Source organism: Pseudoalteromonas sp. Isolate6, from assembly GCF_022398435.1.
GTDB classification, from domain to species: Bacteria; Pseudomonadota; Gammaproteobacteria; order Enterobacterales; family Alteromonadaceae; genus Pseudoalteromonas; species Pseudoalteromonas galatheae.
The window spans coordinates 1-12505 of the sequence record NZ_JAKEVK010000134.1; the positions used below are offsets into that span (position 1 = coordinate 1).

The window sequence follows — 12505 nt, forward strand, 5'->3', positions numbered from 1 at the left end:
GATTGTTACTTGTTCCGAGCTGGTTATTTACTATGCTAGAATAATCGGTTCCACGGGATTACACACACAGATCGAATGCAAAACACAGGTTTAACAATTACTCAAAGAATTACCCTCTTGGGTAGTCTCATTGCGATTGCTGTCGCTTGTTTAATCGGGTTTACCTCGCTTTACAGCGCCAAAACGCTCATTAATGAACGCATGATGCAGTCTGAATTGCCAAGCAAGATAGAAAGCATCAATAAATCATTAAGCAAGCAGATAGACACTTTGAAAAATGCAGCCGAGCAGCTTTCAAGCAATGTATTAATCACCCAAAGTGCCAAGCAAAATACTTTGGACGAAAAACTTCTTGTCAACGAACTCAAGCGTATTGCGGCGCAGTATGACTTAGTTACGGCTTCTTGGGCTAACCGCGAAACCAATCAATATTGGAATCAAAACGGCTTTTTAAGAGTATTAAATCAAGAGCAAGATGGTTGGTTTTTCGGTTTCACGAATAGTGGCTCGGCATACTCGATTAGTATCTACCAAGAAGCGCCGGGCGACGTAAAAATGTTTGTCAATCACCAACAATTAAATGGGATTGGTTTGGCTGGGCTTGCGAAAAGTATTGATGATATGCAGGCGATGCTTGCTAATATGAAAATCGAGCAAAGTGGCTTTGTTTTCGTCATTAATAGGCAAGGTACGGTGCAATTGCACCCAGATGCAAGCAAAGTCGCAAAGTCCTCGATTGAAGACTTTTATGGCCAGCATAGTCACGATTTTAGCTCAACACGTGGGTTTATCGTTAAAGAGTTGGAAGTGAACGGCGAAACTAATTTAGTTGCAGCGAGCCCAATTCCAAACACAGACTTGCTTGTTATTGCCCAAGTACCAACCAGTGAAATCAATAGTGGGATCACTTCCCTGCAATGGCAAATCATTGGTTTTTCGCTAGTGATTGCGCTAGTGGCAAGCTTTTTTAGTATGCTACTGGCTAAGAACTTAAGCGCGCCACTTAAAAAGATGGCAGATTTATTTGAGCAGCTTGGCAGCGGCGATGCAAAACTCAATTACCGTTTGCCAGACTCAGCACAACCTGAACTTCATGCTTTAGCTGGCGGCTTTAACCAGTTTATGACTAAGATCGAAGAAGCTATCCACATGGTTGCAGAAGAGAGCCGCTCAATTCGTGTGACGAGCGAAGCCGTGTTTAAACAGAGCCAGCAAAACTCTCAGTCTCTGGACGAACAAAAGTCTCAAACTATGTCTGTTGCCGCGGCGATCAATGAAATGGGGGCGACAGTACAAGAGATAGCGAGCAGCGCGACCAACACGGCAAAACTGACAGAAGAAAGTAAAGCGTCAACCAAACGCAGCCGCCAAGGTGTACAAGAAAGCCAAGAAACACTTCACTTACTTGCTGGTGACATCGAAAATATGGCGGGTCAAGTCGCTACGTTGGCCGAAAAAACACAGTCCATCGCCAACATCGTTGATGTGATCAGAGGCATTTCTGAGCAAACCAACTTACTTGCACTTAATGCCGCAATTGAATCTGCACGTGCGGGCGAGCATGGTCGCGGGTTTGCCGTCGTTGCAGATGAAGTGAGAGCACTTGCAAGCCGTACATCACAATCTACCGACGAGATCCAAGCAACGATATCTGAATTAACTCAGGTGTCTGATGCTGTCGTAAACCAAATCCAACAATCTAGTGAACAAGCAGAGCAAAGTGTTCAAACGATGCAATCGTCAGTGGAGTTAATGTTGGAAATTTCGGAAACCGCAAATCAAATAAATGATATGACTGCGCTTATCGCAACGGCGACCGAAGAACAAAGTAATGTCGTCGCGGACGTTGGCCGTAATATCGAACAGATCAGTGAAATAAGCGATGCGGTGATGAACGAGCAACTTGACACAGAACAAGCAATTCAGCGTCTTGCAGCATCCGCCAAAACGCTTGATGATCTCGTCGCGAGCTTTTAAACCCTATTTTCAAACCTAAAGTAAGCCTACACGCTTTGCCTGTAGGCTTAGCCTCTCAAATTTCTCCTTTGTTACATGGTGTAACAATCACACCGCGCAAATTTTGCAATTATAGTCTAAATTCAATAATAGCAAGGGCTATAGGTAAGCAATTACACGATAATTAAAAATCAGCCTCATGCCCAATCTGGAGGTAGTATGAAGATAGTAATTCAGTTCTCTATTATTGTGCTTAGTGTTTTGCTTAGTGCCTGTAATAGCACTCCCAAAGCGACAATAGACACATCCATTCTCCAATCGGAGCATCAATTTAATATTCAGCCCGTAGAGTCATACTCAGAGGTTTTTCAGCTAAATAATCAAATAAAAGCGAAACTCGCTCACTATTTTCATAACGATGAAATTGGGATTAAGCGCGCTAAAATGTTGATGGAGTTTTTAGTAAGTAGTGGCGATGATTCTCTTTCTTATCTATCAGGTGCAAATCTGACTGCAAACCAAACTTTTAGAGACATGAATGCCAACTGCTTATCCCTGTCCATATTGACCCATGCAATCGCTAAACAACTTGGCTTACGTACCCAATTTCAACGAGTCCATATACCTGAATATTGGGATGAGAGCCAAGGTTATAGTTTGCTCACAGGTCACGTAAACATCAAAATCTTCGAAGTAGACAACACAAAAAATGCGATAAAAACACTCTATGTGAAACCTACTTCAGTCACTGTCGACTTCGATCCCAATAGCCGAGCACAACAATTTAGTACATCAGCGATAGATACAAACACCATCTTATCTATGTTTTATAACAACAAAGGTGCTATGGGAATGATTAACGGCAACCTTGACTTGGCTTACAGCTATTATAAAGCAGCTATTGAAAGTGATCCCTACCACGACGGTGCCTGGGGAAACCTTGGGATCCTATATCGCATCACTGAACAATATGAGCTCGCCGAACGAGCCTACAATCAAGCACTCGCCATTAATCACGACAACCGAAATGCCCTTGGTAACCTTGCAAAACTTTACTATCTCACTGAACGTGACCGTGAGGCAGAAATGATTGAAGCCAATATTCACAACTTAAGGAAGAACAACCCCTATTACATGCTAGTGTTGGGTAACGAAGCGTTTAAAAGTGGAAACCTAGCTCGTGCCAAGCACTTTTATCAAAAAGCTTATCAACTTGATCGCAACATTCATGGTAGCTACTTTGGATTAGCAAAGGTCGCTTATGAACAAGGCGATAGAGAAAAAGCAGAGTATTACCTCAACAAGGCATACAAAATATCTGTCTTTGAACACGATAAAGCGCGCTACGAAGGTAAACTTGCCTTATTGAAAAGTGTTGCAAGCAACCAGTTAAGTTCCATAGCCAACGATGAGAGATAACAATAAGAATGAAGAATCTCTATTTCAAACTATTCGGCATGATGCTGACCGCAATATGTACCACGAATGCAGTGGCGCAGGTGCAACATTCAAGTATTGCTCATGTTGATAATATATTGGTGCAAGATTTACAAACACTTACGAGCATCAATCACCAAGGGCGTAAGAGTGGTGCTCAGTCACCTAATATCAGTGCTCAGTATATTTTTGATGCTTTTGAGCGTTTAGGTGGAAATCCAAGCTATCAGCATTTTACCTTTAGAGCTGGTATTTTTAGTAAAGATATCGGTCATAACGTCACTGCGACTTTGCCTTGTACTCAAGCTCGTTGTGACAAGGCCATTGTTATCAGTGCGCATTACGACCATTTAGGAACCACAGGGCAGAAACATTACCCAGGTGCCAATGATAATGCATCTGGCGTTGCTGCGATGTTGCACATGGCTAGGCAACTCAGTAAAACAAATCGCGCTCGTGATATATTGTTTGTCGCAACCGATGCTGAAGAGCGCGGCTTGCATGGTGCAAAATACTATGCCAAACACCTTAATCAGGAAGTTGAACTCAATATCAATTTAGATATGTTAGGGATAAATAACAACAACCGTTTATTTGCGTTGTTTTCACCGGGTTTTAAGGAGTATAAAGCAGAGCTCCAGAACAAGGTCCAATCTCAAATCAAATTGACTGTAGTATCATCACAACGACAAATTGAGCGCTATACCAATAATCCAAGAATTGATTGGCATAAAGCGAGCGACCACTACGCCTTTTATCGCCAAGGGATCCCTTATATTTATTTCGGTATGGGTGAAGACAAACATCATCACACGACAAGAGATACACTAGAGAATATGGATTTAGATAAGTATCAGGCAGGGGTAAATCTCATCAATGATTTTATTTTGTCATTAACTTGTTCACCACTTGACTCTACGAGCTGAATTTTTTGTGCTTTTGTCAGCTGCTTTATATGCCACTCGAGTTTTGCAGCTTGAGATTTAGAACCGACTCGATATTGGTATTTTAACGTCAAAGGCCCTTTCCCCTTTAAATTCTTTGCCCCTTTCCCTGCCTGATGCTGCTGTAAACGCCGCTCTACATTAGTTGTTATTCCTGTATACCAATGACCAAAACGCGTTTCTACAATATATAAGTACCACATCGCATGCTTGTCAGTTATATTTGGCTCACTAAGGAACATTTTTCCTAGCACTACTTGGTTCTCCTCAAGATCTTATCAACGATTTATGTTGCACTTGATGACTATTGCAACTTATGTACGAACTTTTTACACTTAGAGCAGTCCAATTCCGCTAAGAGACTTTACCTTCTCTGTGCAATCGGTATCATGCAAACAACTGATAATAAGGATACACAATTTCATGCTGTCTAATAAAACCCTTTCTGTTTGGCTCAGTGCTGTAGTTATGACGGTGTTTATGTCTGGCTGTTCAAGCTGGATTTATCGCATCAACGTGCCACAAGGTAATTTCTTAGAGCAGTCAGATGTAGATAAGCTTCGCGTCCAAATGACCAGAGAGCAAGTGCTATATGTACTAGGTACACCGCTTGCAAAAGACACTTTTAACAACAATGTCTGGCATTACCAGTACGTATTTAATATTGATAGAGAGTCAGAGGTTCGCAAATCATTTAGCGTTTATTTCGAGAATGACAAACTAGTTCGCGTGAGCGGCGACTTCGAAGAACCTGAAGAATTTAACACCCCTTTAGACTCATAGAGGCCAAAGGGCACACATTATTTCGTAGTCAAAGGGGAAAGTATTTCCCCTTTTTTAATTATTCCTTATCTCCTAAAGAGACAGGTCGCCCACCGGTAACTTTGCTTGCACGACCTTCTTCCTTTGCTTTTTCCGCACGGCGTCTGCGCGCCTCTTTCGGATCAGCAATTAGTGGACGATAGATTTCGATTCTATCACCGTCACTCACTACTTGATGTAATTTTACTGTGCGATTCCAAATCCCAAGCGTCAAATCATTCGCATCGATTTCAGGGCATCTTTCTAATATCCCTGATTGCAATACCGCTTGCTCAGCTGACGTTCCCTCAGGCACATCAACCGACAAGGACGTCGCGCAATCAGGCAATGCAAATACCACTTCAACCTTTATCATCATCTCACTCCGTAAACAACTTTGGCTCGCTGGGTAAACGCAGACACCATATTCTTAGCCACTTCATTGAATAGCTTACCAAACGCCATCTCAATTAATCTGCTCGCGAATTCAAACTCTAATTTTAAACTCACCTTACAAGCCTGTTCATCAAGCGCGGTAAATTCCCAATAACCATTTAAAGACTTAAATGGTCCATCTACTAGACACATTTTTACTCGATTACCGTCAAATTCATTTTTTGTGGTAAACCACTTTTTTAGGCCGGCTTTCGAAATTTCTAGACTCGCGGTCATCCCTTCATCATCACTACTGAGCACTTTTGCATCCGAGCAATGCGGTAGAAATGCGGGATAAGCGTCAACATCATTGACCAATTCAAACATTTCCTTGGTGCTATACATCACCAAAGCACTTTTTTCTATCTGTGGCATAGACACTCCAAATCTTAATACGAGGATTTTACCAAGGTTTTGCAGATTTATCTTGTTTGCAGCCACTGACTAAGTAAAAATACGTCATATTAATGAAAAAGCGCTGTCTTAAAACAGGATTTATAGGTAGACTAAGCCATTATGGCAAAGAAAAATTCAAGTAAATCAAATAGCAATACCATAGCGCTAAATAAAAAAGCGCGTCATGAGTATTCACTACATGAAAAGTTCGAAGCAGGTATCGAGTTACAAGGCTGGGAAGTAAAAAGTATCCGCGCCGGTAAAGTCAATATCTCAGATACTTACATCCATATCAAAAACGGCGAAGCCTATTTATTGGCCAGTCAAATTCAGCCACTAAATAGTGCGTCAACACATGTGATATGCGATCCGCTTCGTTATCGTAAACTGCTACTAAATAAACGTGAAATCTCACGCCTTATCGGTGCAACCGAACGTGATGGTTATTCTCTGATTGCCACAGCAATGTACTGGAAAAAGTGCTGGGTAAAACTCGAGTTCTATCTTGCAAAGGGTAAAAAGCAACACGATAAACGTGCTGATATTAAAGACCGTGATTGGTCTCGTGATAAAGAGCGTTTAATGAAGCACAATGTACGTTAATATACGAACAGAACGAAAAAAGCAGGCTAAGCCTGCTTTTTTGTGTTTGATATGAAGGTTAAGCGTAAAGCGCTTAACCTTTGTACTTTTGCATCACAAGCGTTGCGTTAGTACCACCAAATCCAAAGCTGTTGGACATCACGGTATTAAGCGGTCCATCACGACGCTCCGTTACAATGTCTAAACCTTGCGCTTGTTCGTCCAGTTCATCAATATTAATTGATGGTGCGATAAAGTCATTATCTAGCATCAGCAAAGAGTAAATCGCTTCATGCACGCCAGCCGCACCGAGTGCGTGGCCAGTCATTGCTTTAGTTGCACTAATAGCTGGGGAATTATCACCAAACAATTCTTGAATGGCACCTAACTCTTTCACGTCACCAACTGGTGTTGAAGTACCGTGCGTATTTAGGTAGTCAATTGGTGCATCAAGGCCTTGCATCGCTTGCTTCATACAACGTACAGCGCCTTCTCCTGATGGTGCTACCATGTCGTAACCATCTGATGTAGCACCATAGCCAACGATTTCAGCATAAATGTGCGCGCCGCGAGCAAGTGCGTGTTCTAGCTCTTCAACTACCACAATACCGCCACCGCCAGAGATGACGAAACCATCACGATTCGCATCATACGTACGTGATGCGCGCTCAGGCGTTTCATTGTACTTGGTTGACAACGCCCCCATGGCATCGAATTCCATCGCCAATGTCCAGTGAAGCTCTTCACCACCACCAGCAAAAATAACATCTTGCTTGCCTAGTTGAATTTGTTCAACTGCATTGCCAATACAGTGTGCTGATGTTGCACATGCAGAGCTGATTGAATAGTTTACACCTTTAATTTTAAATGGTGTCGCCAAACACGCAGAAGTCGTGCTTGCCATGGTACGCGGAACCATATAAGGTCCAACACGTTTAACGCCTTTTTCGCGCAGAATATCAGCGGCTTCAACTTGGTATTTAGACGAACCACCACCAGAACCTACGATAAGGCCTGTGCGTTCGTTCGATACTTGCTCTTCTGATAGCCCTGAATCTTCTATTGCTTGCGCCATCGAAATATAAGAAAACGCTGCCGCGTCCCCCATAAAACGATGTGCCTTACGGTCAACGAGAGATTTTACGTCGATATCTATTTTACCAGACACTTGGCTACGTAGGTTGTAGTCTGCAAATTCTTGGTTAAAAGCAATACCGCTCTTACCTGCTTTTAATGACTCTAAAACTTCTTGCTTGTTGTTGCCGATGCTCGAAACAACACCGATCCCCGTAATAACGGCTCTTCTCATGGGTTTATTCCCTTCGATATTACAAATTATGCGTAGTATACGCTGATTTTTAGCGCCAAGTGGTCAGCTTTCCAGCGTACACATGTACTCTGAACCTAAATAACTAAAAATGCAACCAGACTATTGAGTCGAAAGACAGTAAAATAGTTCCCAAATAGTCGAACATAGAGTCTTTCATGATAAAAAACGCTCAAATACACTTCAACGATGCTGGCACCCCTGTTGCCGATAGTTTTGACGATGTCTATTTTTCCAACGACGATGGATTAGCTGAGTCACATTACGTCTTTTATACTCAGAACCATATCGACGAGCGGTTACAAAATCATGGCAAAGACCGATTTGTCATCGCAGAAACTGGTTTTGGTACTGGATTAAACTTTCTCAACGCTTGGTATCACTTCAACCAGCGTAGCAAAGACGCATGCGTTAACCAACTTCACTTTGTCTCATTTGAGAAATACCCAATCCATATTGATGATTTAGTTAAAGCGCTACAAGCTTGGCCTACGCTTGCCCCGCTCGCCGAAAAGCTTTGCCAACAATACCCGATAGCACTTGAAGGGTGCCATCGCCTAGAGTTTGACGATGGTCAAGTGACCTTAGATTTATGGTTTGGCGATATTCACGATAATTTACCACAGCTAAGTTTTGAACAAGCTGGATTTGTAGATGCGTGGTTTTTAGATGGCTTTGCGCCGAGTAAAAACCCAGATATGTGGCAACAAAGCCTATTTGATGCCATGGCCAATATGAGCCGAGATAACGCTACTTTAGCAACATTCACCGCCGCGGGTTTTGTCCGCAGGGGACTACAAGACGCCGGATTTGAGTGCAAAAAAGTCAAAGGGTTTGGTCGTAAGCGCGAAATGGTGGTCGGAACGCTAAACCACGCCAATAAAAATTACAATACTCCAGAGTATTACAGCACTGCACCGCGTAAGTTAGAGAGCATCGCTATTATTGGTGGCGGTATTGCCTCAAGTTGTTTGTTGTACCACCTTAGTAAACGTAATCTTGGCGCAACACTTTTCTGCCAAGACGACGCGTTAGCCAAAGGCGCTTCTCACAATCGTCAAGGCGCGCTATATCCAAACCTGCAAGCAGATCACACGCCCTCGAGCGAGCTATACGCCCACAGCTTTTTATATGCAAAACGTCTTTATCAACATATTGCAAGTACAGGCTACCACTTTGCGCACGATTGGTGTGGCGTACTCTTGCAGTCCGTTAGTGAAGCCAAACAAGCGCAGCATCAAAACTTAGCTGAAAAAGCAACTTGGCCGCATGACTTAATTCATGCCGTTGATGCCAAGCAGGCTTCAGTCATAGCAAATACCACACTGCCCTACGGTGGACTTTATATTCCAGAAGCTGGCTGGCTAAACCCTGCAGAGGTAACACAAGCAGTGTTTGATGCAGCTCACGCGTTAAAAGCGGTTTCGACTCATTTTAATACTGATATACAAAAGCTTGAAAAAACTGAGAGCGGCTGGCTGTTACACAGTGAAGATAATACGTTTGGGCCGTTTTCAGATGTCTTTGTCTGTGGTGGTGAGCATTCTGACCGATTCGAGCAAACCAAACATATTCCTCTACACGGCGTTCGCGGTCAGGTCTCTCATGTTGATGCTGGAGAAGAATCACAAAAACTCAATACCGTACTTTGCCACAAGGGGTACTTTACTCCCGCAATGAATGGGCAACATTGTATGGGCGCGACATTTGAAAAAAATAGCAAAAGCCGAGAGGTAAAAGCCGAAGACAATGCGGTTAACCGTGCCCAGCTTGAACGCTTTTATAAAGATACGGATTTAGCCGCGAGTCTTGGCGAGATTACCTCAGCAAAAGCCGCAGTTCGTTGCTGTTTTAACGATCATTTGCCTATGCTTGGTCAAGTCCAGCATAACGATGAGTTTTGCTCGGCGTTTGCCAATTTAAGAAAGGGAAAACACTACGGTTTTGGGAAGCCAGCACTACCCTATCAAGGAATTCATATTGTTACCGGTTTTGGCGCACGAGGACTGTGCAGCGCTCCACTTGCTACTGAGCACTTAGTTGCAACTCTACTTGGCGAAGCAAGACCTTTAAGCGAGCGTGTACATCAGGCAATCCACCAAGCCAGATTGCTCGTCAGAGATTTAATTAGAAGTAAAATTTAATAATGGCGAAGGCATAATATCCCTAGAAATTATGCCTTCGCGAAATACACCCATTACACGGTAAAAATCTGTCTATTTACGACACCCCAATAGTCGTCTTGATATTGAGATTCGCAGTAGTCGATACCGTTTAACGTCAATGCGTTGCGCCAAAAATTGATCGCGTGATCTGCGCCTTGAATTTGCTTGACTTGCCAATGCCCTGGATACATTTGCCATATTTTGGACATAAATGAAGAACCGAGTTTACGTTTTCTCGCTGCAGGCACGATATAAAACTCACACACCTCAAAAGTATTTTGCACTTTCAAAATATTGATAAAACCAACCGGGCGGCCATTTTCATATGCCAAGTAGCCAAGGTGCTGTTCATCTATTGGCGTATCTATCTGAAATAAACCGTTACTATCTGGTAATTTTTCCGTCAACACTGAAAACTCAGCTTCATATGCTTGCACCAAATTAAAATAGACTTGTGTTAATGAACCCACTACTTGACGAATTTCCAAAATACCGACCTTTACTCAGAATTAGTCGGCGTAACTTACAGCAATAGTGCATAAAGTTAAACAGACAAAATTACTATTTCATTTGAACTCGGAATTAGAAATGAATTAACTAAAATGCAAAGGGCAAAAGTATCATCCGACTCTATCACGGTATTTTTACTCCAGATATAAAACCCAATACCGACAACAGTATTGGGTTTTGGCTAATATTAAGTCAAAGAAGTAATTGTAGTTATCTGATTAATACGGGTTATTGGGTAAATAAAAGTTACTCAAGTTCCCGTTAATGGAGACCGCGAGTTCACCGCTACTATGTGTGTGGGTATAGATGTTGTAACTCTGCCCCGGTAACACCTTAACTCGCAAAAAGTCTTGATATTGTACTGCTTGACCGCAAGCAAGTGCTGTTCTTTTTGTTTGTGCAGTTTCTTTGAGAATATAAACTTCAGCGCTGCCATCCACGATCCCTTCGCCGTCACTATTGATGAAAATTGATGTTGCTTCACTCGCAGCAATATTAAAATAGTCACTACTGTGGCGAGTTAAAGATACGGCTGCACGTCCCATTCTGTCATGCTCAGCAAAGTGCGTGTCTGTTAGCACATTGTCTAGCATAGGGATAGAAACAAACCGACTACTAAAATTCAGTGTTTCATGACAAAAATCGGTTACTACTTCACTGGAGATAGCACCGAGCACACCATCAGGATCGTAAATACTGTCGGCCAGTAACGCCATTCCAGCTGATGTACCACCAACAACACCTCCCTTATCAAAAACGTGCTGCACCGCGCTTTGGACTGAAGTTCCTTGCCATTTATTTAGATAATCAGACTGATCGCCTCCAGCAAACCAGACAAACTCGGCACTGCGAATAGCCCAATCAACATAAGGGTCATTAGCCTTACTAACAGAATCAATAATTAACGTCTCAACTGAATCCGCCGCCATTAGACCAAGTAAGTAATCATTGTACGCGTCCGTGCCAGAAGTACGCAGTACCACCACATCAGCACTACTACCAATATGAGGAGCTACTCTTTGGCTAAAGGCATTATCAACATCCGCTCCCCCTCCCATTAAGAGCGTGGCACCGTTATTCGCTGTGAGCGTGTTGCAAGTGTCTAAGCTATTACCAGCAAGATAAGTTTTTAATCCCCCAGGTTTTGACGGACGAATTCCGTAATTACACTCTCCAGTTGGTGGAGGAGGATTTTCATCTTGGACAAAATTCACAATCAAATCATACCAACCAGAGCCACTATATCGCGTTAGCTTTATATAATAGGTGCCTGCAGTTTCAGCATAAAAGCTCCCCGTTTCTGGTATTTGACTCGTTTCTCGACTGACAACCGCTGAGCCTGTTTCTTGATATAAGAACCAGTCAAAATCATCACCAGAGCTATGGTCTAGAGAAATATCTATCGAACCTGGCGCTGCCACATCAAAAGTAAACCAGTCAATATCCCTTCTAGATAACTCGCCGCTAATTGTCGTGTTATTACACACTCCACTATTGGCATTACCTTCGCTGTCGTTAGATTCAGTTTCAGAGGTTGAGCAAGCATAGCTATGGCTTGTAACAAGCATTAAAGCAGCTAGTGATACAAATAGAATGTTATTGTTTTTCATAGTATTTACCTGAATGATATGTGTTTCTATGATCCGTACCGTTGCATTGTAAAGCTGCGCTGCCACACACCGTATTTGCACCACGCGTTCACGGCAACTTATTCACAGATGACGATGACCAAAAGTGCAGAAATGAGCCTTATACCAATTGAATTAATTCTCTAATCAATTTGAAGGGGGAAATAGCATATTAGCTTCGTTAAAAATTTCTCATTTAGAACAACTAAATAGCAAAATTTTTGCCTTGCCTATATGGATATAGGTACCTTAGCGGTAGCAGGACGCGAGAGCGGTGCTACTAAAGCTATTTCCCCGCTTCAAGATAGATCATTTACTTAATAC

At 42.6% G+C, this 12505-nt stretch carries 12 protein-coding genes; 6 read left to right on the forward strand and 6 right to left on the reverse strand.

Features of this window, described 5'->3' with window-relative positions:
• Positions 1–75 precede the first annotated feature (75 nt).
• From L1D50_RS15980 to L1D50_RS15990, 3 genes are all read left to right on the forward strand, one after another.
• The gene (locus L1D50_RS15980) at positions 76–1977 is read left to right on the forward strand and encodes a methyl-accepting chemotaxis protein (protein ID WP_138522778.1); all 1902 of its coding nucleotides are present in this window, start codon (positions 76–78) and stop codon (positions 1975–1977) included.
• Between the two features lie 198 nt (positions 1978–2175).
• Positions 2176–3375: a tetratricopeptide repeat protein gene (locus L1D50_RS15985; RefSeq protein WP_239966396.1), complete on the forward strand. Its 1200-nt coding sequence runs from the start codon at positions 2176–2178 to the stop codon at positions 3373–3375.
• A gap of 8 nt (positions 3376–3383) precedes the next feature.
• Positions 3384–4319 carry a M20/M25/M40 family metallo-hydrolase gene (locus L1D50_RS15990; RefSeq protein ID WP_239966397.1) on the forward strand — a complete coding sequence of 312 codons (936 nt, stop codon included), beginning with the start codon at positions 3384–3386 and terminating at the stop codon, positions 4317–4319.
• Here the strand turns inward: L1D50_RS15990 and L1D50_RS15995 are convergent.
• Positions 4247–4579: a GIY-YIG nuclease family protein gene (locus L1D50_RS15995; RefSeq protein WP_239966401.1), complete on the reverse strand. Its 333-nt coding sequence runs from the start codon at positions 4577–4579 to the stop codon at positions 4247–4249. The two genes, L1D50_RS15990 and L1D50_RS15995, sit on opposite strands and share 73 nt — an antisense overlap.
• 181 nt (positions 4580–4760) lie before the next feature.
• Between L1D50_RS15995 and bamE the strand changes: the two genes are divergently transcribed.
• On the forward strand, positions 4761–5120 hold the full coding sequence (gene bamE, locus L1D50_RS16000; protein ID WP_128728377.1) for an outer membrane protein assembly factor BamE: 360 nt from the start codon (positions 4761–4763) through the stop codon (positions 5118–5120).
• Positions 5121–5178: 58 nt separating this feature from the next.
• On the opposite strand, the gene L1D50_RS16005 is transcribed toward bamE, so the two are convergent.
• Positions 5179–5514 (reverse strand): RnfH family protein, encoded by a 336-nt coding sequence (locus tag L1D50_RS16005; RefSeq protein ID WP_239966402.1) that lies wholly within the window; start codon positions 5512–5514, stop codon positions 5179–5181.
• Positions 5514–5948 (reverse strand): type II toxin-antitoxin system RatA family toxin, encoded by a 435-nt coding sequence (locus L1D50_RS16010; RefSeq protein ID WP_128728378.1) that lies wholly within the window; start codon positions 5946–5948, stop codon positions 5514–5516. The genes L1D50_RS16005 and L1D50_RS16010 overlap by 1 nt, the downstream gene beginning before the upstream one ends.
• A gap of 141 nt (positions 5949–6089) precedes the next feature.
• Between L1D50_RS16010 and smpB the strand changes: the two genes are divergently transcribed.
• The gene (smpB, locus tag L1D50_RS16015) at positions 6090–6572 is read left to right on the forward strand and encodes an SsrA-binding protein SmpB (protein ID WP_010379116.1); all 483 of its coding nucleotides are present in this window, start codon (positions 6090–6092) and stop codon (positions 6570–6572) included.
• Between the two features lie 73 nt (positions 6573–6645).
• On the opposite strand, the gene fabB is transcribed toward smpB, so the two are convergent.
• Complete coding sequence (gene fabB, locus L1D50_RS16020; RefSeq protein ID WP_010379118.1) at positions 6646–7860, reverse strand: beta-ketoacyl-ACP synthase I; 1215 nt, start codon at positions 7858–7860, stop codon at positions 6646–6648.
• A gap of 176 nt (positions 7861–8036) precedes the next feature.
• Between fabB and mnmC the strand changes: the two genes are divergently transcribed.
• On the forward strand, positions 8037–10022 hold the full coding sequence (gene mnmC, locus L1D50_RS16025; RefSeq protein ID WP_239966398.1) for a bifunctional tRNA (5-methylaminomethyl-2-thiouridine)(34)-methyltransferase MnmD/FAD-dependent 5-carboxymethylaminomethyl-2-thiouridine(34) oxidoreductase MnmC: 1986 nt from the start codon (positions 8037–8039) through the stop codon (positions 10020–10022).
• A 53-nt stretch (positions 10023–10075) separates the two neighbouring features.
• Here the strand turns inward: mnmC and L1D50_RS16030 are convergent, their stop codons facing one another.
• Both L1D50_RS16030 and L1D50_RS16035 read right to left on the reverse strand, forming a co-directional pair.
• Positions 10076–10531 carry a GNAT family N-acetyltransferase gene (locus L1D50_RS16030; protein ID WP_239966399.1) on the reverse strand — a complete coding sequence of 152 codons (456 nt, stop codon included), beginning with the start codon at positions 10529–10531 and terminating at the stop codon, positions 10076–10078.
• Between the two features lie 240 nt (positions 10532–10771).
• The gene (locus L1D50_RS16035; RefSeq protein WP_239966400.1) at positions 10772–12163 is read right to left on the reverse strand and encodes a pre-peptidase C-terminal domain-containing protein; all 1392 of its coding nucleotides are present in this window, start codon (positions 12161–12163) and stop codon (positions 10772–10774) included.
• Positions 12164–12505: the final 342 nt, after the last annotated feature.

What these genes read in the sequence shown, in the direction of transcription:
- fabB (WP_010379118.1), bottom strand. Translation starts at nt 7,860, where the DNA reads ATGAGAAGAGCCGTTATTACGGGGATCGGTGTTGTTTCGAGCATCGGC.
- L1D50_RS15980 (WP_138522778.1), top strand. Translation starts at nt 76, where the DNA reads ATGCAAAACACAGGTTTAACAATTACTCAAAGAATTACCCTCTTGGGT.
- L1D50_RS16010 (WP_128728378.1), bottom strand. Translation starts at nt 5,948, where the DNA reads ATGCCACAGATAGAAAAAAGTGCTTTGGTGATGTATAGCACCAAGGAA.
- L1D50_RS15990 (WP_239966397.1), top strand. Translation starts at nt 3,384, where the DNA reads ATGAAGAATCTCTATTTCAAACTATTCGGCATGATGCTGACCGCAATA.
- L1D50_RS15985 (WP_239966396.1), top strand. Translation starts at nt 2,176, where the DNA reads ATGAAGATAGTAATTCAGTTCTCTATTATTGTGCTTAGTGTTTTGCTT.
- L1D50_RS16005 (WP_239966402.1), bottom strand. Translation starts at nt 5,514, where the DNA reads ATGATAAAGGTTGAAGTGGTATTTGCATTGCCTGATTGCGCGACGTCC.
- L1D50_RS15995 (WP_239966401.1), bottom strand. Translation starts at nt 4,579, where the DNA reads ATGTTCCTTAGTGAGCCAAATATAACTGACAAGCATGCGATGTGGTAC.
- mnmC (WP_239966398.1), top strand. Translation starts at nt 8,037, where the DNA reads ATGATAAAAAACGCTCAAATACACTTCAACGATGCTGGCACCCCTGTT.
- L1D50_RS16035 (WP_239966400.1), bottom strand. Translation starts at nt 12,163, where the DNA reads ATGAAAAACAATAACATTCTATTTGTATCACTAGCTGCTTTAATGCTT.
- smpB (WP_010379116.1), top strand. Translation starts at nt 6,090, where the DNA reads ATGGCAAAGAAAAATTCAAGTAAATCAAATAGCAATACCATAGCGCTA.
- bamE (WP_128728377.1), top strand. Translation starts at nt 4,761, where the DNA reads ATGCTGTCTAATAAAACCCTTTCTGTTTGGCTCAGTGCTGTAGTTATG.